The sequence below is a fragment of the Streptomyces sp. NPDC047706 genome (assembly GCF_043204795.1).
GTDB lineage: Bacteria > Actinomycetota > Actinomycetes > Streptomycetales > Streptomycetaceae > Streptomyces.
The window spans coordinates 112,776-135,003 of record NZ_JBIDCW010000024.1 but is presented as its reverse complement, the minus strand read 5'-3'; the positions used below and the strand labels follow the sequence as shown (position 1 = coordinate 135,003).

At 70.2% G+C, this 22,228-nt stretch carries 13 protein-coding genes; 9 read left to right on the top strand and 4 right to left on the bottom strand.

The genetic code is table 11. From position 1 onward, the window contains the following. Positions 1-130 precede the first annotated feature (130 nt). Together ACGF8A_RS26320 and ACGF8A_RS26315 are read right to left on the bottom strand one after the other, a co-directional pair. Positions 131-1,612, bottom strand: coding sequence for an NAD(P)-binding domain-containing protein (locus ACGF8A_RS26320; protein WP_393112253.1), 1,482 nt, complete (start codon positions 1,610-1,612; stop codon positions 131-133). A gap of 35 nt (positions 1,613-1,647) precedes the next feature. Beyond that, positions 1,648-1,812 carry a hypothetical protein gene (locus ACGF8A_RS26315; protein ID WP_393112252.1) on the bottom strand — a complete coding sequence of 55 codons (165 nt, stop codon included), beginning with the start codon at positions 1,810-1,812 and terminating at the stop codon, positions 1,648-1,650. A 502-nt stretch (positions 1,813-2,314) separates the two neighbouring features. Between ACGF8A_RS26315 and ACGF8A_RS26310 the strand changes: the two genes are divergently transcribed. The 4 genes from ACGF8A_RS26310 (at position 2,315) to aepY (ending at position 12,308) form a co-directional block, all read left to right on the top strand. Further along, positions 2,315-9,367, top strand: a complete 7,053-nt coding sequence (locus ACGF8A_RS26310; RefSeq protein ID WP_393112250.1) for an SDR family NAD(P)-dependent oxidoreductase — start codon at positions 2,315-2,317, stop codon at positions 9,365-9,367. Between the two features lie 26 nt (positions 9,368-9,393). Further along, a complete protein-coding gene (locus tag ACGF8A_RS26305; protein WP_393112248.1) occupies positions 9,394-10,434 on the top strand; it encodes a ketoacyl-ACP synthase III family protein in 1,041 nt (346 codons plus the stop codon). An 84-nt stretch (positions 10,435-10,518) separates the two neighbouring features. Continuing rightward, positions 10,519-11,208, top strand: a complete 690-nt coding sequence (locus ACGF8A_RS26300; protein ID WP_393112246.1) for a DedA family protein — start codon at positions 10,519-10,521, stop codon at positions 11,206-11,208. Beyond that, positions 11,205-12,308, top strand: a complete 1,104-nt coding sequence (aepY, locus tag ACGF8A_RS26295; RefSeq protein ID WP_393112244.1) for a phosphonopyruvate decarboxylase — start codon at positions 11,205-11,207, stop codon at positions 12,306-12,308. The genes ACGF8A_RS26300 and aepY overlap by 4 nt, the downstream gene beginning before the upstream one ends. A 70-nt stretch (positions 12,309-12,378) precedes the next feature. On the opposite strand, the gene ACGF8A_RS26290 is transcribed toward aepY, so the two are convergent. Both ACGF8A_RS26290 and ACGF8A_RS26285 read right to left on the bottom strand, forming a co-directional pair. Then, on the bottom strand, positions 12,379-12,780 hold the full coding sequence (locus tag ACGF8A_RS26290; RefSeq protein ID WP_393112242.1) for an ArsR/SmtB family transcription factor: 402 nt from the start codon (positions 12,778-12,780) through the stop codon (positions 12,379-12,381). A gap of 113 nt (positions 12,781-12,893) precedes the next feature. Beyond that, positions 12,894-14,459 (bottom strand): MFS transporter, encoded by a 1,566-nt coding sequence (locus tag ACGF8A_RS26285; RefSeq protein ID WP_393112240.1) that lies wholly within the window; start codon positions 14,457-14,459, stop codon positions 12,894-12,896. A gap of 756 nt (positions 14,460-15,215) precedes the next feature. On the opposite strand from ACGF8A_RS26285, the gene ACGF8A_RS26280 reads away from it, so the two are divergent. The 5 genes from ACGF8A_RS26280 (at position 15,216) to ACGF8A_RS26260 (ending at position 21,835) form a co-directional block, all read left to right on the top strand. After that, complete coding sequence (locus tag ACGF8A_RS26280; protein WP_393112238.1) at positions 15,216-15,938, top strand: hypothetical protein; 723 nt, start codon at positions 15,216-15,218, stop codon at positions 15,936-15,938. Between the two features lie 113 nt (positions 15,939-16,051). Beyond that, positions 16,052-18,574, top strand: coding sequence for a molybdopterin-dependent oxidoreductase (locus ACGF8A_RS26275; protein WP_393112236.1), 2,523 nt, complete (start codon positions 16,052-16,054; stop codon positions 18,572-18,574). Between the two features lie 56 nt (positions 18,575-18,630). Continuing rightward, positions 18,631-19,953, top strand: coding sequence for a 3-phosphoshikimate 1-carboxyvinyltransferase (aroA, locus tag ACGF8A_RS26270; protein WP_393112234.1), 1,323 nt, complete (start codon positions 18,631-18,633; stop codon positions 19,951-19,953). Then, a complete protein-coding gene (gene gpmI / locus ACGF8A_RS26265; protein WP_393112232.1) occupies positions 19,950-21,485 on the top strand; it encodes a 2,3-bisphosphoglycerate-independent phosphoglycerate mutase in 1,536 nt (511 codons plus the stop codon). The genes aroA and gpmI overlap by 4 nt, the downstream gene beginning before the upstream one ends. After that, a complete protein-coding gene (locus ACGF8A_RS26260) occupies positions 21,482-21,835 on the top strand; it encodes a hypothetical protein (protein WP_393112230.1) in 354 nt (117 codons plus the stop codon). The genes gpmI and ACGF8A_RS26260 overlap by 4 nt, the downstream gene beginning before the upstream one ends. Positions 21,836-22,228: the final 393 nt, after the last annotated feature.

Sequence of the window (22,228 nt, the reverse complement as noted above, 5' to 3'; positions counted from 1 at the left end):
TCCCCCCTCGGGGGGGGGCGCCCCCGGGCGCCGGGGGCGCCCCAAACGGTGCACCCCACCTCCTCACCCCGATCCGTGGACGCCGCGGTTGCCTCTCCCGGGCCGGGAGAGGCAACCGCGTCGTCGATACTCAGCAGCCGGGTGCGCCGGGCCGGTCGAACATCTCCGCGGCGTAGGCGGCGAGCTGCAGGGCGGCAGTGTGGTCGATGCCGAGTTCCGTGGCGGCGGCCAGCACGGCGTCCGAGGCGGTGGCTGAGGTGCCCAGGTACTTGGCCGTGGCGTGGAGGAGCTGCTCGTGCTGGTCCTCGGTCAGGCCCAGACGCAGGGCGAGTGCCTCTCCGCCGGCGGTCGCCGAGCAGACCCCGGTCTCGGGGAGTTGCAGTTCGACCGACTGGGCGGCTTCCATGTCGCCGGCGAGAGCGGCGGCAATCGAGCGGACCTGCTCGTAGCCGGTGAGCACGAGGAAGGTCGGGGCGCGGCCGTAGCTCTTCATGCCGACGGCGTAGTAGCCCGGTTCGGGATGGGCGAGTTCGCGGTAGCCGTGCGGGGTGACGGTGCCGCAGGAGTGCTGGTTGGGGTCGATGAGCGGGGCGAGGGCGCGGGGCGCGGACATGATCGGGTCGAGTTCCAGGCGGAGCTCGTCGGCGATGCGGTAGTCGGGCCGGAAGCCGGTGGCCGCGACGATCCGGTCGACGGTGAGGACCTGCTCGGTGCCGTCCGGGCCTCGGGAGATGAGTTCGACCTGGTCGTGGGCGGGGTCGTCGCCCAGGGGGCGGACGGCGTGGGTGCGGAAGTTGGCGGCGAGGGTGACGCGGCCGGTGTCCACGAGCATCTTCAGGCCGGAGCCGATGGCGCCGCGGGCGGGCAGCTCGTCGTCGCTGCCGCCGCCGAAGGATGCGGCCGGGTCGGCGCCGCGGATGGCCCAGGTGATGGTGGTGCCCGGCGCGGTGTCGGCCAGTTCGGCCAGGGCGAGCAGGGTGTTGGCCGCCGAGTGGCCGGCGCCGACGACGACGGTGTGGCGGCCGGCGTGCTGGTCGCGGTCGGCTCCGAAGACGTCGGGCAGGCCGTGGTTGATCCAGGCGGCGGCCTCCTGCTCCCCGTGGGCGGGCAGGCCGTTGGCTCCGACGTGGTTGGGCTGGCGCCAGGCGCCGGAGGCGTCGATGACGGCGCGGGCGAGCAGTTCCTCGCCGTCGGCCAGGCGCAGGACGAAGGGGGCCGATTCCCGGCCGGCGGTACGCAGGCGGTCGATGCCCAGACGGCTGATGGCGGTGACCTCGGCGCCGTAGCGGATGTGGGGGGCCAGCGCGGGCAGTTCGGCCAGCGGCTGGAGGTACTGCTTGACGAGGTCTGCGCCGGTGGGCAGAGCGGAGGCGTCGGGCTCGTCCCATCCGGCGGCCGCGAGCAGGCGGCGGGCGGCGGGGTCGGTGTTGAACTCCCAGGGACTGAACAGCTGGATGTGCGACCAGGCTCGAACGGCTGTGGCCGCGGCGTCGCCGGCTTCCACGACGACGAAGGGGACGCTGCGTTCGGCCAGGTGCGCTGCGGCAGCCAGGCCCACGGGGCCGGCTCCGATCACGGCGACAGGAAGGCGTTCGGGGCTGAGGTCAACCACGGTGCGGTGTCCTTTCACGAAGGGCGGGGCGGCAGTCAGGCATCTCGCGCGGGATCGGGCGAGGACACAGCGAGGTCCTCGCCGCCGTCCGCCTGCATGCGCTGCGCGGTGCGCTGCTCTGCCCGCTGCCGTAATTCGGCGATCGCGGCACAGCAGGGGCTGGTCTGCTCGGCACCGGCGGGGCCGACGGGATCACTCATCAGGATCGGCTCCTGTCGCGGCGGCTTGGACGGCGACGCGGGAGCGAGCGCATCACGACCGCCTATATAGATAAACAACGAATCAAGGTCCCAGCCTTGCCCCTACTTCGATGAATGTCAACCAGGGGCCACACCCTCGCGGGTTGTGACGAGCGTCACTCTGCGCCGCGTTGCGCGGACGCCGCACGTCGGGTCAATCTCGATACATGTCGAAACAACGGGGGTAGCGGCACAGGGATCACCCGCCCAGTGCCACGACGACATTCGGGGAACAGCGGCTGTGCCGATAGCCGCACCCGGCCCGTGAACGGTCAGTGCGCTCGCCCCGCACATGACCGCTCAGCCAGCGGAGCCGGCTCTTTCCCACCTCACTCCCGTGTCTGTCCTCGGCGTGTGCGCCCGCCACCGGGCCGGCCTTGCTGCCGGTCCGCCGCGCCCATGCCGCAGCTCCTTCCGTGCTGCTTCACCAGTGAACGGCTTCGCCATGCCCGGAAGGACATCCATGCCTCACGACTCCACCCGCGCGGCTGAGACCGCCAGTGAACCGATCGCCATCATCGGCATGGCCGGACGGTTCGCCGACGCCACCAGCCCTGAACAGCTCTGGGACATGCTGCTCCAGGGCCGCGACGCCATCACGGACATCCCGCCCGAGCGCTACGACATAGACGCCGTCTACGACCCCACGCCCCGCACACCCGGCCGCACGGTGAGCCGGTGGGGCGGCCTGCTCCGCGACATCGACGCCTTCGACGCGGAGTTCTTCGGCATCTCCCCCCGCGAGGCCGACCGCATGGACCCCCAGCAGCGGTTGTTGCTGGAAGTCGCCTACGAAGCCCTCGAGGACGCGGGCCAGCCCCTCCCTCGCATCGCCGGCACCGACACGGGCGTCTTCATCGGCCAACTCGGCGGTGACTACTGGCACATGCAGTACGACGACCGCGATCAGCTCGACCTGTACGCCATGACCGGTGCCGCCGCCCGCGCCATCACCTCCGGCCGCCTGTCCTACGCCTTCGACCTGCGCGGCCCCAGCTTCACCGTCGACACCGCCTGCTCCTCCGCGCTCGTGGCCGTCCACAACGCCGTGCAGGCGATCCGGCTCGGCGAGTGCCCCCTGGCGATCGCCGGCGGCGTCAACCTCGTCCTGTTGCCGGAGGAGGGCGTCGTCTACTCCGGCGCCGGCATGCTCGCCTCCGACGGCCGCTGCAAATTCGCCGACGCCTCCGGTGACGGCTTCGTACGCAGCGACGGCATCGGTGCGGTGATCCTCAAGCCGCTGTCGGCCGCCCTGGCCGACGGCGACCGCATCCGGGCCGTCATCCGCGGCTCCGCCGTCGGCAACGACGGCCAGAGCAGCGGCTACCTGGTCACCCCCGCCGTCGAGGGCCAGCGCGACGTACTGCGCCGCGCCTACGCCAACGCGGGCGTGAACCCGGCCGACATCGACTACATCGAGGCCCACGGCACCGGCACCAGCGTCGGCGACCCGGTCGAACTGCAGGCCCTGGCCGACATCGTCGGGCACCGCCCGCCCGACCGGCGCTGCCTGGTCGGCTCGGTGAAGACCAACATCGGCCACGCCGAAGCGGCCGCCGGTATCGCCGGACTCATCAAGGCCGTGCTGTGTCTGGAGAACAAGACGGTCCCTGCGAACCTGCATCTGAACAACCCCAACCCGGCCGTCGACTGGGACAACCTGCCGCTGACCGTTCCCACCCAGACCACACCGATGCCCCAGCAGGACCGGCCCGCCATCGCCGGGGTCTCCAGCTTCGGCTTCTCCGGCACCAACGCCCACCTCGTCCTCGAAGCCGCCCCCGAACCGGCCGCTCCCGCACCGGAGGCGCAGACGCCGGCCGCCCGCAGCGAGCTGCTGGTGCTGTCCGCCCTCACCCCCGAAGCCCTCACCGACACCGCCCTCGCCATGGCCGACCACCTCGACGGCCCCGGCGCCCAGCACTCCCTGCGCGACATCGCCCACTCCTCGGCGCTGCGCCGCACCACTCACGACGCCCGGCTCGCGTTGCCCGTCGACAGCCACGCCGAGGCCGCTGCCGCCTTGCGGGGCTTCGCCGACGGAGAGAACGAACCCGGCCTGTCCTTCAGCGACTACACCGACCCCGACGCGGCGCCGAGGATCGCGTTCGTCTTCCCCGGCCAGGGCTCACAGTGGCCGGGCATGGGCCGCGAACTCCTCGAGACCGAACCGGTCTTCCGCCAGGCCATGCAGGCCTGCGACGACGCCATCAAGACCGAGACCGGCTGGTCGGTCATCGAACTGCTGCGCTCTGCCGACGAGGAGCGGCTCAAGCAACTCGACGTCATCCAGCCCACCCTGTGGGCCATGGAGATCGCCCTGGCCGAACTGTGGCGCTCCTGGGGCATCGAACCGGACGTGGTCATCGGACACAGCATGGGCGAGTCCGCCGCCGCCTACATCTCCGGCGCGCTGTCGCTCTCCGATGCCGCAGCGGTCATCTGCCGCCGCAGCCGGCTGGCCAAACGCCTCTCCGGACGCGGCACCATGGCCTGGGTCGCCCTGCCCGCCGACGAGGCCGCAGCAGCACTGGCCGGTCACGAGGACACGGTGGCGGTGGCTGCCATCAACAGCCCCACCTCCACCCTGCTGTCCGGCGACGGCGACGCCCTCACCCAGGTGCTGGCCGCCCTCGACGCCCGCGGCGTCGACAACCGCCGGGTCAACGTCGACTTCGCCTCGCACTGCCCGCAGATGGACGCCCTGCGCGAGGACCTGCTCACCGAGCTGTCCCACCTCACCCCGCGAGCGGGCCGCATCCCGCTCCACTCCACCCTGCTCAACGAAGTGATCGACGGCTCCGCAATGGACGCCGACTACTGGGTGCGCAACATCCGCCAGCCGGTCGACTTCGTCGGCGCGGTCCGCGCCCAGCTCGACCTCGGCGACACCGCCTTCGTCGAAGTCAGCCCCCACCCGCTGCTCGTGTCCGGTATCCGCGAGACCAGCCGCATGGCCACCGGCGCGGACACCACCGCGGTCGGCAGCCTGCGCCGCCACTCCGACGAACGCAGCGCCCTGCTCACCTCGGCCGCGGCCCTGCACACGGCCGGCGCCGGCCTCGACCTCGGCACACTGACCGCAGGAGGCCGCTACGTGCCCCTGCCGTCCTACCCGTGGCAGCGCACCCGCCACTGGATCAGCCCTACCCCCGCCCCTGCAGCGCCCGCCGCTGCGGCGACCGCCGAATCCGAACCGCCCCGCAGGCCCGCGCATCCGCTGCTGGGCCGGTCGGTCCGCGGCGAGGGCAGCACCCGTATCTGGCAGGGCCCTCTGCGTCTGGCCGACAACCCCTACCTACGTGACCACTGCATCCAGGACACGATCATCCTGCCCGGCACCGCCCATCTGGAATTGATCGCCGCTGCCGCCCGCACCGAACTGGGCTCCGCAGCGCTGTCGGTGAGCGACGTGCACTACCACCGCGCCCTCTTCCTGGACGAGGACGGGCCCGCACCCGAGGTCCAGGTCACCCTCGCCCCACGTCCGGACGGTTCACTGCACTGCCGTATCCACAGCCAGGACGCCGACACCAGTGACTGGATCCTGCACACCGAAGCCACCGCCCGTGCCCTGCCCGGCGGCGCTCCACGATCCGACGAGCCGCTCCAGTCGATCCGCGCCCGCCTGCCGCAGCACCAGACCGCCGGCGACTTCTACCCGTGGAACGCAGCCCGCGGAAACCAGTGGAACGGCACCTTCCAAGGCATCACCGAGCTGTGGCGCACGGACGGCGAAGTCCTTGCCCAGCTGACCTGCCCGGCCGCGCTCGTGGACGGCCTTGCCCTCCACCACTTCCATCCGGCGCTCCTGGACGCCAGCGGCCACGCGATGGCCGCGGCCCGCCCGCTGACAGCTCCCGACGAGGAAGGCGTCTTCGTCCTCGGCGGCATCGACGAGGTCCGCTTCTACCAGCAGCCGCCCGCCTCGCTGTTCAGCCACGCCAGGCTGCTGCCGTCCCCGCGCGAGGACTCCTTCGTCGCCGACATCGACATCCGCGCCGACGACGGCCGCCTGATCGCCCAGATGCGCGGCCTGCGCCTGCAGTACCTGGCCGGTCACGCCCCCGCCCTGCTCAACCCCCTCACCGAGGACGCCGTGACGCCACCCCGTACGACCGACACGCCGGCCTCCGCCGCAGGCAGTGACCTCGGCACCTGGCTGCACACTCTCACCTGGGACGAGGCCCCCCTGCCCGCTCCCGTCACGGCCACCACCGATCCGGACGGTTTCTGGCTGGTGCTGACCGACAGCGGCTCGACCGGGCGAGCCCTGGTGCGGGAGCTGACCGGCCGCGGGCAGCGCGTGGTGGCCGTCACCGCCGGCGCGGGCCGCCTTGCCGGAGGCGGCGACCGCTACCGCATCGACCCCACGCAGGAAGAACACTTCCGAGAGGTCCTGGGCGATGTCGCCCGCTACGGCGCCTGCCGCGGCATCATCCACCTGTGGGCACTGGACGCCCAGGTCGGCCTGGACGCCACGCCCACCGAGATCCGCCGCGCCCAGCTGCTGGCCGCGCACAGCGTCCTGTACCTGGCACGGGCCCTGGAGAAGGAACCGCTCGACGAGCCGCCGCTGTGGCTGGTCACCCAGCTCGCCCAGGCCACCGGTACGGCGGAACGGGTACGCCACCCCCTTCAGGCCGTGTCGTGGGGACTGGGCCGCACGCTGGCGGCCGAGACCCCCGCGCTGTCCCCGCGCATGGTCGACCTCGACCGGTCCGCGGCCAGCGTCTCCGCCTTGGCGGAGCTGCTGCAGCACGCAGACGCAGAGGACCAGATGGCGCTGCGCGACGGAAGGCGCCTGACAGCCCGTCTGCGCCCGTCGGTCGCCACCCGCTTGCCGCAGACCCTGTCGCTGCCCTCGCCCGGCGTCATCGACGACCTGCAGCTGACCGCGACCCCCTCGCGTGCCCTCGCCGCTGACGAGGTCCGTATCCAGGTCAGCCACGCCGGCGTCAACTACCGCGATGTGCTGCTGAGCCTGGGCATGTACCCCGGGCAGGACGACAAGCCGCCGGTCATGGGCTGGGAGTGCGCCGGCACGGTCAGTGAGATCGGCCGCGCCGTCGCCGACGTCGCGGTGGGCGAGGAGGTCATTGCCTTCGCCGAAGGCTCGCTGGCCTCCGAAGTCGTCACCCGCGCCTGCCTCACCGCGCCCAAGCCGGCCAGGCTGACCGCGGCCGAGGCCGCGACGCTGCCCGCCGCCTACCTCACCGCCTACCACGCGCTGAACGACATGGCCCGCCTGGAGCGCGGCCAGAAGATCCTCATCCACACCGCCACCGGCGGCACCGGCCGGGCCGCGCTGAACGTCGCCCGCTGGAAGGGAGCCCGTGTTTTCGCCACCGCCGGCAGTGACGCCAAGCGTGAGCTGCTGACCGAGCTCGGTGTCGAGCAGGTGGCCGACTCCCGCAGTCTCGCCTTCGCCGATGCCTTCAAACCGGCCGTCGGCGAGGAGGGCTTCGACGTCATCTGCAACACCCTGGCCGGTGAAGCCATCGAAGCGAATCTGTCGCTGATGGCCCCGTACGGGCACTATCTGGAGCTCAGCAAGCGCGACATCCTCGACAACAACTCGCTGCCGCTGGGTGCCTTTTCCCGCAACCTGTCCTTCCACGCCATCGACGTCGTGCACATGATCCAGCACGCTCCCGCACGCGCCGGAAGGGTGCTGCGGGCCGCCGCCGCCCTGGTCGACAAGGGCGCTTTGGAGGCTCTGCCGCACACGGTGTACCCGGCTGAGAAGGCCGCGGAAGCTTTCCGCCTGATGGCCCAGGCCCGCCACACCGGCAAGATCGTATTGTCGTTCGGCCAGCCGCCCACCGCGGCGACCGGTCCGCGCGGCCGGGCTGTGACGGTGCACGCCGACGGCACCTACCTGATCACCGGCGGTGCGGGCGGCATCGGTGGCCGGCTGGCACTGTGGCTGGCCGACCAGGGAGCCCGGCACCTGCTGCTCACCGGCCGCAGCGTGCTGCCGGAGAATGACGCGGCGCTGGACGAGGACCACCCGCAGGCCGCCGCCGTCGCCGTGCTCAGGCAGCTGCGCGAGCGCGGCGTGCACGTGACGTATCAGGCCGTGGATGTGGCCGACACCCAGGCCATGCGGGCCATGCTCGAGTCCCGGCGCCGCGCGGGCCGGCCGCCGGTTCGCGGTGTCTTCCACGCGGCCGGGGTCATCGATTACACCCCGCTGAGCGACATGAGCGGCGCAGAGATGGACCGAGTGCTGGCGGCCAAGGTCGCCGGTGCATGGAACCTGCACCGGCTGCTGCGCGAGGAATCGGTGGAGGCGTTCGTCCTGTTCTCCTCCGGCTCCGCCCTGCTCAGCTCCCCCATGCTGGGCGGATACGCGGCCGGCAACGCCTTCCTCGACGCGCTGGCACACCACCGGCATGCCCAGGGACTGCCTGCCACCGTCGTCAACTGGGGATTCTGGGACAGCGTCGGCATGGTGGCCCGCAAGGAGCAGCAGGAAGAGCGCACGCTGCTGCCGCAGGGCATGAGCTCCTTCAGCCCGGCCGACGGACTGACGCTGCTGGGCAGGATCCTGGCCGAAGGCCGGGTGCACACCGCGGTACTGCCGGCCGACTGGCCCGCCTGGGCCCGCGCCTACCCGGGCGCCGCGACAGCTCCGCTGCTGCAGCACCTGATCAACGGCGACCGGCCCAGGCAGCATGCACCGGCCCATAAGGAGCGGGACGTCGAACCTGTCGCCCCGGCTCAGATCACCGAGCCCGCCGTGCCAAGCCCGGCCACGCCCGCGCCAGTTCCGGCGCCGGTTGCCCCTGCCACCGTCCCCGAACCTGTGACCACAGCCCGGCCCGCACCGCAGACCCCGGTTTCCACACAGGCGGCGCCCGGCGGTGAGCTGCTGGACTTCCTCAAACAGGAGGTCGCCGTGGTGATGGGACTGCGCCCCGAGCGGGTCAACACCAACCGGCCGCTCAACCGGCTCGGCATGGACTCCCTCATGGCCGTCGAACTGCGCAACCGCATCGAACGCCGCTACCAGGTCAAGCTGCCCATGGTCCAGCTCCTCAAGGACGGCACCATCACCACCGTCGCACAGGCCCTGGCCGCCGAACTGAACTCCGCAGACGGCCCGGCGGACACCGCGCCGCCGGCGACGGGCGACACGCCCGCGGAAACTGCCGCCGCACCGGCCGCACCGGCCCCCGAAGCAGCCGCTCCAGCCGCCGCACCGTCCGCCCCCACTGCTGGCGCACCGCAGACTTCCGCCCCTGTGCAGGCGGCGCCCGGCGGTGAGCTGCTGGACTTCCTCAAACAGGAGGTCGCCGTGGTGATGGGACTGCGCCCGGAACGGGTCAACACCAACCGGCCGCTCAACCGGCTCGGCATGGACTCCCTCATGGCCGTCGAACTGCGCAACCGCATCGAACGCCGCTACCAGGTCAAGCTGCCCATGGTCCAGCTCCTCAAGGACGGCACCATCACCACCGTCGCACAGGCCCTGGCCGCCGAACTGAACTCCGCAGACGCCTCGGCCTGACCGAGCGAGTGACGAGGACCGACTTCATGAAGACCACCGACATTCGCATCGCCGGACTGGGCACGTACATCCCCGAGATCGTCGACGCCCGCAAAGCCGTCGCGCTGGGCCTGTACGACGCCGACGAGTACGAGTTCTACGGCTGGACCGGCGCCGCGGTCGCCGGTGATATGCCCGCTCCGGACATGGCGATCGCCGCTGCCCGGCAGGCCATGGACCGCTCCGGGCTGCACCCGCACGACATCGACTTCCACGTCCACGCCTGCGGCCACGAGCAGGGCCCCGAGGGCTGGTCGCCGCAGCATTACATCCTGCGGCACCTGACCGACCGCGACGTGCCCTCCTTCCGTGTCTGGCAGGCCTGCAGCGGCCTGATCGGCTCACTGGAGCTGGCCGCCTGCTACCTCAAGGCCGTGCCCGAACGCAACGCCGCTCTGCTCACCGGCGCCGACAACGTCGGTACCCCCAACTTCAACCGGTGGGCCTTCGGCATTCAGAACGGTGTCCTCGGTGACGGAGGCAGCGCGGTCCTGCTGTCGAAGTCCGAGGGTTTCGCGAGCCTGCTGTCCATCAACACCGGCTCCACCGCCGAGGTGGAGGAGCAGTACCGCGGGACCGAGCCGCTCTTCCCGCCGTCGCTGACGGTCGGCCGCGGCATGGACTTCAAGGAGCGTCTGGCCGCCGCCGGCGGACTGGAGGAGACCGTCGCCGAGGTCGTGCGCCGCCAGGGCGAATTGCGCACGGAGATAGCGCTCCGCACCCTGGCCGAGGCCGGCCTGGAACCGGGCGACGTCACCCGCGTCTGCCACGTCTTCACCGGCCAGGAGAGCTACCTGAAGGTCATCCTCGACCCGATGGGACTCTCCCCCGAGCAGGGCCTGCTCGACTTCGGCCGCAACCTCGGCCACATGACGGTCAACGACCAGATCGTGGGTCTGACACACCTGGTGGAGACCGGACAGGTCGGCCCCGGCGACCACGTCCTGATCGTCGCCCACGGCGGCGGGGTGTCCATCACCTGCGCCGTCGTACGCATCGACGAACGGCCCGGCTGGGCCGCCGTCTGATCACCCGCGCCCGTCTGCCGGCCCCGCAACGGGGCCGGCAGACGGCCTGTCCGCTCACTCGCACCACCATCCAGGGGGGCATCCGTGCAGAACCTCGCCGCATCACCCTTGCTCGACGCCGAAGCGCTCATATCCGGCTTCGGACTGCTGGGCATCATGGCCACCGTCTTCGCCGAATCCGGCCTCATCGTCTGCTTCTTCCTGCCCGGCGACTCACTGCTGTTCACAGCGGGGCTGCTCGTGGCCAACGACCAGTTCCTCCACCAGCCCTTGTGGGTGGTCATGCTCGCCATCGCCGTGGCCGCCGTCCTGGGCGACCAGTTCGGCTACGCCTTCGGCCGGAAAGTGGGCGGCGCCCTCTTCCGTCGCCCCAACTCCCGGTTCTTCAAGCAGGAAAACGCCGAACGGGCTCAGCAGTTCATGCTCAAGCACGGCCCCAAGGCCCTGGTGATGGCCCGCTTCATCCCCGTCTTCCGCACCTTCATCCCCATCACCGCCGGCGTCGGACGCATGGCGTACCGCACGTTCTTCCTGTTCAACGTGATCGGTGCGGTCCTGTGGTCGGTCAGCCTGACCCTGGTCGGCTATTACCTGGGCCAGATCGCCTTCGTCCGCGACAACATCGAAGCCATCGTCATCGGCATCGTCCTCGTCTCCGGCATCCCCATCATCGTCGAGGGCATCAAGATGCGGCGCCGCGCCCGCAGTGCCTCGGCCCAGGAGACGGCCACCGTACGGTCCACCACCCCTGAAACGGAGCTGCCCCGTCCATGATCTCCGCACAAGACTTCTGCGACCTGCTGGCCGACCGCGGCTTCACCCTCGCCAGCGGCGTTCCCTGCTCTCACTTCGGCGGCCCGATCGCGCACCTGAGCACCCAGCCGGGCCGGTACGTGCCCGCCCCGAACGAGGGCAGTGCACTCGCGGTGGCCGCCGGCGCCGCCCTGGGCGGGCAGCGCGCCTACGTCATGCTGCAGAACTCCGGGCTGGGCAACCTCATCAACCCGCTCACCTCACTGGTGATGACCTACCAGTTGCCGATCCTGACCTTCACCAGTCTGCGCGGCTGGCCCGACCCGGCCACGGACGAGCCCCAGCACGCGGTGATGGGACCGGCGACGCCTGGGCTCCTCGACAGCGTCGACACCCCGCACCACACCTTGTACGCGCAGGACGGGGTGGAGGAGTTCTCCACGGTCCTGGAGAAGGCGGAGAAGGACCTGGCAGCGCAGCGGGCGCCGTTCGTGCTGGTCGAGCGCGGCGCCATCGGCAAGGCCACCGCGGCCAACGACCCTCACACCGACGGTCTGCCGGCCGCGGAGGCCATCCGGCTCGTCACCGCGGCCGCACCGCAGGCGGCTGTCGTCGCCACCACCGGTTTCACGGGACGTGACACGTTCGCCGTGGCGGATGGACCCGGAACCTTCTATATGCAGGGGTCCATGGGCCATGCCTCCTCCATCGGCCTCGGGGTCGCGCTGACGCATCCGGAGCGGACCGTGGTGGTCCTGGACGGGGACGGCGCGCTGCTGATGCACCTGGGCGCGTTGTCCATGATCGGCAGTGAGGGACCCGCCAACCTGATCCACGTGGTGCTCGACAACCGGGTACACGAGTCGACGGGCGGGCAGGCGACGACGTCGGCGACCACCTCGTTCCCCGACATGGCGATGGCCGCCGGCTACGCCAGCGCGGTCGTCTGTGACCGTGAAGACGCGGTGCAGGCAGCGATGGCGCGGGCCCAGGCCTCTTCCGGCCCGCACCTGATCTGCATCAAGACGCTGCCCCGCACGGGCACGATCCCGCCGCGCGCGACCAACGCACTCAGCACCCTGGACATCCGGGACCGCTTCCAGAGCAACCTGCAGCAGTAACGCGCCCCATGTCGAAGGGGTTGGTGCTCCACGCTGAAGCGTGGAGCACCAACCCCTTCGGGGTGAGCGGTCAGGCCCCTTGGGCAGCAGTGGGCTGGTCGGCCTCCGTTTGGAGGCAGGCCGCCACCGTCTCGGGGTCCATGGCGGCCAGACTGGCGAACATGCGCAGCGGCTCGGCCAAGGTCTGACAGCACATCACGTACTGATTGCTGCGGCCCTTGGGGATCGCCTCGACGAGGTTCTGCTCCCGCAGCGGGGCCAGGTGATGGCTGACCAGGGTCTGGCTCAGACCGGTGGCCTCCTGCAGTTCCCTGACGGTGCGGGGACGCTGGGCGATCAGCAGGATCAGTGTCAGCCGGGTCTCGTCTGCCAGGGCCCGCAGCTTGGGTGCCAGCATCTGTGCCCGTTCGCGTTCACTCAGCCACTGGGCAGGATCGCTGACCGCCACCCTGAGCTTCGATGGCCGGGCCATCGCCACCTCCCTCTCACCCGCGGGCCGGCCGTCCGGCCCGGGCGCCCCGGTCCTGTCCTGCGGGCCGGACCGGGTTGCGGAGTCGATCCTATGCACTGTCCGCTCCCGGGTCTTCAGGTGGTGGCGGGAGCGTCGGCGCTGTCGCTGTGAGCGGCGACCTCGGACTGCCCTGTGTCATCGTCTCCGGTGACACGAGAGCGGGGCAGGATGAACGCGGCCGCCACGGCGCCGACTGCGGCAACGGCGACGGCGATCAGCAGCGTGGTGGCGAATCCACCGACGAACGACTGCTGCGCGGCGTCCAGGACACGCTGGCCGGCGGCGCCACCGAGCTGCTGGGCGACCGCGGACGCGCCTGCCAGGGACTCGTGTACCGCTTGCCCGGCCTCGCCGGGCAGCTGGGCGGCCTGGGGCAGGTCGTCGCGGTACAGCGTGGCGATCACGCTGCCGCTGATGGCGATGCCGAGCGCGCCGCCGACCTGCATGCCCACGTCCGCCACCGCGGAGCCGGCTCCCGCCTGGCGAGCGGCGGAGACGACCAGGATGGCGTCGACGGCGGCCGGCAGGGCGATGCCCATGCCGAGGCCGAACACGGCCAGTCCGATGAGCGCCTGTGTCTCGTCGTCGACGGTGAGCCCGGCCAGGATGCCCAGTCCCGCGGCGCACAGCAGCAGACCGAGCACCACTGTGGCCTTCAGCCCTGTGCGTTCCACCAGCTTCGCCGACAAAGGGGCGCCCACCATCATCGTGCCGATGGCGAGCATGCGCAGGCCCGCGCCCAGCGGGTCCAGTTCGAGCACCGACTGCAGGTACTGGGTGAGCAGGTACAGGCCGCTGTAAAGACCGAAGGAGGTGCAGGCGATGGCCAGGGCACCGCCGCCGTAGCGGGCGTTGAGGAACAGGCCGACGTCGAGCATCGGATGGGCGGTCTTCCGCTCCCACACGACGAAGGCGACCATCAGGACCACACCGACGAAGAGGGAGCCGAGGGTGATGACGTCACCCCAGCCGTTGTGCGGAGCCTCGACCAGGCCGTAGACGATGGCGACCAGTCCGGCCACCGACAGAAGGGCTCCGACGAGATCCAGTCCGGGGTGGCCTTCCGCCTTCGATTCGGGGATCAGCTTGGCTCCGCCGATCAGGGCGATGGCCGCCAGGGGCACGTTGATGAGGAACATCGAGCCCCACCAGAAGTGCTCCAACAACAGACCGCTGACGAGCGGGCCGAGCGGCACGCCGACGGCGGCCGCGCCCGACCAGATACCGATCGCCTTGCCCTGCTCCTCACGCGGGAAGACGTCCTTGATGATGGCGAGGGTGGCGGGCATCATCAGCGCGGCCGAGATACCCATGAGGGCGCGGAAGGTGATCAGCATCTCGGCGTTGGAGGCGAACGCGGCGCCGAGACTGGTCAGCGCGAAGGCACCCAGCCCGACGGAGAGCAGCCTCTTGCGGCCGAACCGGTCCGACAGGCCGCCGGCCATGAGCAGCAGTCCGCCGAAGGCCAGGGCGTAGGAGTCGACCATCCACTGCAGTTGGCTGCTGGTGGCGTCCAGGTCCTTCTGGATGCTGGGCAGAGCCAGGTTCAGGATGAGGGTGTCCAGGCCGATCAGCACCAGGCTCAGGCACAGGATGTTCAGGATCTGCCATCGGCGGGGATGGCCGGCAGAGGGGTTCACTTGCTTCTCCTCGAACGCAACAGGTCGGCGCCCCGTAGGGCGGCCGGGGCCGGCCTGTCTGCGGGGGAATGAAAGGCAGGCCGGCCACCAGCCAGGCCAAACTAAACAGCATTGGCCGTTATCAACAGTCATCACTGTTGATAACGGCCGACTTTGTGCGCTGGTTCCGGCCATCTCCCCAATCCCCTCACAACTCTTGGCCCACCCAGCCCAGTTGGCGCGCTGGCGTGCATAAAGACACACACGACAACCCGATGGACCAACAAGCGGCCCTCCAAGGGCAGCCCTGCCGGCCAGAGTGCCGATCACGGCAACGTGGCTGGTGAGACGGAGGCCGGACGTGTCACCCGCATCCCCCCAAGGCGACCGGGCACCTCGACGCAGAGATGGCGCGATCGTTTCCAGTGCGCTCGGGAAACCCTCGAATACTTAGACCGCCATCGATAGATTGAGCGAGAAGCAGCACGGGGGTCCTGCAGAAGGACTCCCGCACGGGGTGCATCGGGGGGCTGGAAGACATGCGTACATCAGGTAGGCAACGACTCGCAGCCACACCTCCGCCGGAGCGGCGGTAGCACCCCTCACTTTCTCTGTCACGGGATCCGTGCGTGGCGGCACGGTCCTGACATCACCTCAGACAGCACCATTTCCGCGCAGGCGGAGCGCTCGGCACGCGCTCTGCCGCGCTCACAAGGCTGGGACCGTCACTGGCGATGGCAGTTCCACACCTTCCTGAAACAGTTGAAGGGGAAAACGATGTCAGTCTCTGCTCAGCCACGCCTTGCCCTGGTGGGAGACCGCGGCAATCACGACGAGCCGTCCCACCCGAAGATCGACGCGATGCGTGAGCAGTGGGACCTGACCACCGAGTGGGTACCGACCACCGAGATACACGACACCTCCCGCCTGGACGGCTTCGACGGCATATGGGTGGTGCCGGGAGCGCCGTACTTCAACCAGAAGGGTGTGCACATCGCCGTGCGCCACGCCCGGGAGAACCAGCTGCCGTTCCTGGGCACCTGCGGCGGCTTCTTCAGCGCCCTGATCGAGCACGCCCAGAACGTGCTGCACCTGCCGGAGGCAGACGGCGTCGATGAGGACCCCGAGAAGCTGATGCCTCTCGTGACACCGCTGAAGTGCTCCTTCCGCGGAGAGAAGGCTCCTTTGAAGGTCAAGGAGGACTCCCGGCTCGCCACCATCTACGGCACGACCGAGGTCGAGGAGATCTTCCACTGCGACTACGGGCTGACCGACACCTTCATGAACGCCGCCAATCGGGGCTCGCTGCAGCTCAGCGCCTGGGACAGCGACGGCGCACCGCGTGCACTGGAGATCACCGGCCATCCGTTCTTCATGGGCAGTCTCTTCCAGCCCGAACTGTCGTCCGCGCCAGGAGCCGAACACAAGATCCTCAAGGCGTTCCTGGCCGCCGTACACACCAAGGCCGACGCCGGCGCTCTGCCGACACCCACGCACTGACCACCACCACAGCACATCTGCTTGTCACAAGGCCGTGCGGCGTGCCCGCACGGCCCGGGCACCGCCATGCCCGCCTCGTTCCCCACACCAGGCGGAAGGATCCCCACGTCTCCATGAAGCACGATCAGCACGGCCTGTCCCGACGCGGCTTCGTCCGCGGCAGCGTCATCGGCGGCGCCGGCCTCGGAACGCCGGTCCTGCTTCCGGTGGTCTCCGCACACGCCGCCGCGGAACCCGGCGCAACGAGCGGGACACCCGGACCCGGCGGTCGGACAGGCACGGACTTCACCGACCAGTCCGCTGCTCTGACCCCTGACAAGACCGTCGCCACAGCCTGCCAGTTCTGCAACTCCAACTGCCGACTCAACGTCGATCTCAAAGCGGGCCGGGTACTGGCCGTGCGCGGCGAGGACCGCGACCCCGTCCAGCAGGGACAGCTGTGCGTCAAGGCCGAGCTGATGCCTCAGCTCGTCTACAACGCCGAGCGTCTGACCCGCCCGCTGCGTCGCGTCTCCGGCGCCAAGGGCTCACCCCACTCCAAGTTCGAGCCCGTGAGCTGGGAAGGGGCCCTGCGCACCATCGCGAGGAAGTTCCTGACACTGCGCGATGCCGGACTGGCGCACACCATCGCCAACCGCACCACCGGCCGCCTGCCCCGCGGCACCGGATCGCTCGTGGCTCGTCTGTTCACGATGCTGGGCAGCCCCAACAACACCGACGTCGGCCCGGTCTGCAACGACGCCGGCGGCAACGCCCTGGCGACGACCTTCGGTCTGGGCAACTTCACCAACGGGTACGGGACCGACGGGGCTACGGGCAAGGACGACCTCGGATCGGCCCGCCACTACCTGTTCCTGGGCACCAACCAGGCCGAGACCCACCCGGTGACCTTCGACTACCTGCTGCGCGGCCGTGAGAAGACCAAGGCCACGCTGACCGTCGTCGACCCGCGCCTGACTCCGACCGGAGCCGTGGCCGACCGGTGGGTGGCGCCCAAGCCGCACACCGACCTCGCGCTGCTCCTGGCCATGCTCCACCACATCGTGGAGGAGGAGCTGTACGACAAGGCCTTCGTCAAGCGGTGGGTGGTCGGCCTCGACGAGCTGCGCGCCCATCTGGCCAAGCACCGGTACACCCCCGCGTGGGCGGCGAAGGTCACTGGTCTCAAGGCCGACGTCATCACCGAGATGGCCGTGGAGTACGCGACGGCGAAGCCGGCGGCGATCTTCTGCAACGCCGGGATCTCCCACCAGCTCGGCGCGTTCGACACCTACCGGGTCGCCACCTTCCTGGCCGCGGTCACCGGCAACATCGGGCAGCCGGGCGGCGGCTGCAACTTCATGCACAACACCTGGCCCGGCGACCTCCACCTGCCGCCGCTGAAGGCCGAGGTGCCCGAGCGGCGCGAAGCCCTGCCGGTCGGCCCGGACTACTTCGCCGAGTCCATCCTGACGAACAACCCCTACCGGCTGCGCGCGGTGATGACCCAGGGCAACCCGCTGGTGTCCTCCGCGAACACGACCAAGGTCAAGAAGGCCTTCGAGCAGCTCGATTTCTACGTCTACACCGGCCTTTTCATGGAAGAGGCCGCGTACTACGCCGACATCATCCTGCCGGTCTGCAGTGGGCTGGAGATGGAAGGCGTCTACATGCGCCGCGACGACCGGGCCATCCGCTGGCAGGACCAGGTCGTCGACCGGGTGGGTGAGTCCCGGCCGGACTGGGAGATCTGGATCGGCCTGGCACACGCCCTGGCGGAGCTGGACACCCGCCGGCCCGGCGCCGAATGGCGTGAGGCGTTCCCCGAACGGTGGATGGACTACAAGAACCTGTGGGACGACTTCGTCACCCACACCCCCGGCATGGGCGGCATGACCCGCACGCGGATGCGCAAGCGGACCGAGCCGCTTCGCTGGCCGTGCCCCACCACCGACCACCCCGGCGTGAGCACCCTCTACCTGGACCACCCCAGCTGGTACCAGGCCGCCGAGTCGCTGAACCCCGCCCACCGGGGCAAACGCTTCCTCACCCCCAGCGGCAAGGTGGAGATCACCACCTCGGAGCTGGAGAAGAAGCTGGCCGTCACCGGCCACAGCGCCCTGCCGATCTTCTACACGCATCCCGAGGTCACCGGGAAGAACCCGACCCTCGCCTACAGCAGGAAGTTCGTCACCAACCCCATCAACCCCCAGGCCGTCACCCATCCGGTACGACTGGGGGTGCCCGGCAGCGACGCGGTGCACCGCGACTTCCCGCTGATGGGCATGACCGGCCGGCCCAGTGTCGTCCACTTCGCCGAAGTCACCCACTGGACACCGACGGGCAAGCAGCTCAACGGCATCCGCTTCATCCAGATCCATCCCGACACGGCTCGCCGCCTGGGCATCGCCGACCGCGACGACGTCCGCGTCGAAAGCCCCCGCGGATCGGTGACGGGCACGGCTCTGCTGTGGGAGGGGATCAGAACGGACACCGTGTTCGTCCCCAACACGTTCGGCCCTGCCCAGAAGCTGGGCGACCTCTTCGACGACCCACGCTACGAGGCGGCCAACACCCTCCCCGACGACCGCTTCTACGACAACCTCTCCGGCCAGCAGGCCTTCAAGTGCTTCGCCTGCCGGGTCGTCAAAGCCTGAACCGCACACCGGCCGCAAGCACCCACCACTCGTTCCCCCTTCGTTGGAGGCACCGCATGTCCGCCACGCCCGACCCGCGCCTCAAGGCCGAGTCCCTCACCGTCCGGACCCTGGCCGGTTTCGACGAGACCGTCCGCGTCCTGGGCTCCAAGAGCTACACCAACCGCTACCTGGCCATCGCCTCCCTGTCCGGGCAGGAAACCGTCATCGACAACGCGCTGCTGTCGGACGACACGGTCTACCTCGCCCGCGCCATCGAGGCGTTCGGCCACGTCACCTGCGACATCGACCACGCCACTGCCCGCATACGCGTCACCCCCACGGGCAAGGCGATGCGCGCCCCGAGCGAGGAGATCTTCGTCGGCGGTGCGGGCACCCCGCTGCGGTTCCTGATCTCCATGGCCGGGCACGCCGAAGGCACCACGGTCATCACCGGCAACGCCCGCATGCAGGAACGCCCCATGGGAGACCTGCTCAAGGCCCTGCCCGCACTCGGTGTGGACGCCACCGCGGTGCGCGGCAACGGCAGCCCGCCCATCCGTGTGATCGGCGGCTCCTTCAAGGGCGGTGCCACGTCCATCAGTGGCGCCGTGTCCAGCCAGTTCACCTCCAGCCTCATCATCAACGCGCTGCGCGCCCAGACCGACACCGAGATCACCATCAGCGACGAGCTGATCTCCAAGCCGTACGTGGAGATGACGCTCGCCGCGCTCAAGGAGATGGGCGTCAGCGTCGACCGGGACGAATACCGCCGCTTCACCGTCCCGGCCGGGCAGCAGGCCCGCGGCGGACAGGTGACGGTCGAGCCTGACGCCTCCGGCATGTCCTACTTCCTGGCCGCCGCCGCCATCCTGCAGTCACGGGTCGTCATCCCGGGCATCGGCGCCGGCTCCCACCAGGGAGACGTCCACCTCGTCCAGGCCCTGGAGCGGATGGGCTGCCGCACCGAGGTCACCGACGACTCGATCACCCTGACCGGCGGGCCCCTGCACGGCATCGACATCGACATGGAGGCCATGCCCGACGTCGTGCCCTCCCTGGCGATCGCCGCCGCCTACGCCGAGGGCACCACCCGCATCACCAACATCGCCTCCCTGCGCGTGAAGGAGTGCGACCGCATCGCCGCGGTCACCACCGAGCTGCGCAAGATGGGCATCGACGTCGAAGAGCACGCGGACGCGATGTACATCACCGGCGGCACCCCGCACGGGGCGGAGATCGACACCTACGACGACCACCGCATCGCCATGACCTTCGCCATCGGCGGCCTGCGCACCGAAGGCGTGGTCATCAAGGACCCCGGCTGCGTCGCCAAGTCCTTCCCCACCTTCTGGCAGACCCTCGACACCCTGCGCCCCACGCTGGAGAGCACCAAGTGAGCACACCCGAACCGGTGCTCGCCGGCCCGGGCATCCTCCTGGTCCTCGACGGCTGGGGCCACGCCGAGGCGGCCGACGACAACGCCCTGACGCTGGCGCACACCCCTGTCCTGGACGACCTGGTCGCCCGCCATCCGAGCACCCTTGCCGAGGCCTCCGGCGAAGCGGTCGGCCTGCTCCCCGGCACGGTCGGCAACTCCGAGATCGGCCACATGGTCATCGGAGCCGGACGGCCCCTGCCCTACGACAGCCTCCTGGTCCAGCAGGCCATCGACACCGGCGCTCTGCGCACGCATCCGCGGCTGGGCGCCCTGCTGGAGAAGACCGCCGCGGCCGCGGGCGCGCTGCACCTGATCGGTCTGTGCTCGGACGGCCAGATCCACGCCCATGTCGAGCACCTGAGCGAACTGCTGGCCGCCGCAGCCGCACACCAGGTGCAGCGCGTGTTCATCCATGCGATCACCGACGGCCGGGATGTCGCCGACCGCACCGGCGAGACCTACCTGGCGCAGGTGGCCGAGCTGACCGCCCAGGCCGGGGCGGGACAGATCGCCACCGTCATCGGCCGCGGCTACGCGATGGACAAGGCCGGCAACCTCGATCTGACCGAACAGGCGGTCACCCTGGTCGCCGACGGGCGCGGCGCGTCCACCGACAGTGTCCACACAGCGGTCGGCGCGAGTGAGCGCGGCGACGAGTGGGTCCCCGCGACCGTGCTCACGCCTGCGGGAGACGCCAGGATCGCCGACGGGGACACGGTGCTGTGGTTCAACTTCCGCAGCGACCGCATCCAGCAGTTCGCCGACCGTCTCAGCGAGCACCTGACGGCCACCGGTCGCTCGGTGGACATGGTCAGCCTGGCCCAGTACGACACCCGCACCGCCATACCCGCTCTCGTGGAGCGCGCGGACGCCTCCGGCGGCCTCACCGACGAACTCGCCGCGGCAGGGCTGCGCAGTGTCCGCATCGCCGAGACCGAGAAGTTCGAGCACGTCACGTACTACATCAACGGCCGTGACGCGACGGTGCGCAGCGGAGAGGAACACGTGCGCATCACCGGCGACGGAAAGGCGGACTACGTCGCCCGTCCCCGGATGAACCTCGACCGCGTCACCGCGGCCGTGGTCGAAGCCGCCGCCCGCACGGACATCGACCTGGTCATCGCCAACCTGGCCAACATCGACGTGGTCGGACACACCGGCAACCTCGCCGCCACCGTCACCGCCTGCGAGGCCACCGACGCCGCGATGGAGCAGATCCTGCAAGCGGCCCGGGACAGTCGCCGATGGGTTCTCGCCGTCGGCGACCACGGCAATGCCGAACGCATGACCAAGCGGGCCCCGGACGGCACCGTGCGCCCCTATGGCGGACACACCACCAACCCGGTCCCGCTGGTGGTCGTCCCCAACAGGAGCGACACGCCGGCACCCGTACTGCCGGAGAGGGCCACGCTGGCCGACGTGGCCCCCACCGTCCTGCACCTGCTGGGGCACAAGCCCGGATCCGCCATGACAGGAAGGCCCCTGCTGTGAGTTCCCTCGCACCCGCCCAAGCCCTGTGGCATGGGGCTCCCGCTCTGTCCGACTGTCTGGACAGGCCCCACATCGCGGCCGCCTTCACCGAAGACGCCCTCGTCCGCAGGCTGGACGCCGGCAGCATCGAGGGTGTGCTGCACGAGCCCGCCGACCGCTCGCGCGTGGTGCTGGGCCTGCACAACCCGTCCCCGGCAGAGGCTCGGGTCAACCTCACCACCCTGCTGCCCGAATGCGCCGACCGCACCTGGCACTTCCTCAGCGGCTCCATGCACACCAGCCACGCAGCCGACGGCATGTACGTCCACCTGGACGCGGCCGGCGCTGTCTGGCTCACCGCGGCCTCGTAGAGACCGCCACAGACCTGGCCACAGTGTCCGGTCATCTGCGTTCGTGTGCCGGCGGGTGTGAACCGCCGGCACCGCTCGCCAGATCCACCGCAGCCTGCGCGGGCAGCCCTCCACGAGGGTGTTGTCCCGTGTTTCTTTCAGGGCACCGCCAACCCCGAAGGACCTGACATGTCCATATCTCCACTCTCCTCGGCACCGGCTGTCGCCGCTGGCTCAACCTGCCTGGCCGGTCCGCTTCTCACGACCGCCGGCACGACCGACCGGGATGTATCTCGCCCCCGGCCGGCCCCTCTCCTTCCGTCACACCGGTGACCGTCCAGGGGGCATCGCAACACACCCCGTTCCACCTCGTCCCACGTACCGCGGTCACGCACGAAGGAAGGGCTTCAGCAA

Excerpts from the sequence above, each read along its gene's own strand:
- ACGF8A_RS26315 (WP_393112252.1), bottom strand. The coding sequence starts at position 1,812 with ATGAGTGATCCCGTCGGCCCCGCCGGTGCCGAGCAGACCAGCCCCTGC.
- ACGF8A_RS26310 (WP_393112250.1), top strand. The coding sequence starts at position 2,315 with ATGCCTCACGACTCCACCCGCGCGGCTGAGACCGCCAGTGAACCGATC.
- ACGF8A_RS26305 (WP_393112248.1), top strand. The coding sequence starts at position 9,394 with ATGAAGACCACCGACATTCGCATCGCCGGACTGGGCACGTACATCCCC.
- aepY (WP_393112244.1), top strand. The coding sequence starts at position 11,205 with ATGATCTCCGCACAAGACTTCTGCGACCTGCTGGCCGACCGCGGCTTC.
- ACGF8A_RS26290 (WP_393112242.1), bottom strand. The coding sequence starts at position 12,780 with ATGGCCCGGCCATCGAAGCTCAGGGTGGCGGTCAGCGATCCTGCCCAG.
- ACGF8A_RS26280 (WP_393112238.1), top strand. The coding sequence starts at position 15,216 with ATGTCAGTCTCTGCTCAGCCACGCCTTGCCCTGGTGGGAGACCGCGGC.
- ACGF8A_RS26275 (WP_393112236.1), top strand. The coding sequence starts at position 16,052 with ATGAAGCACGATCAGCACGGCCTGTCCCGACGCGGCTTCGTCCGCGGC.
- aroA (WP_393112234.1), top strand. The coding sequence starts at position 18,631 with ATGTCCGCCACGCCCGACCCGCGCCTCAAGGCCGAGTCCCTCACCGTC.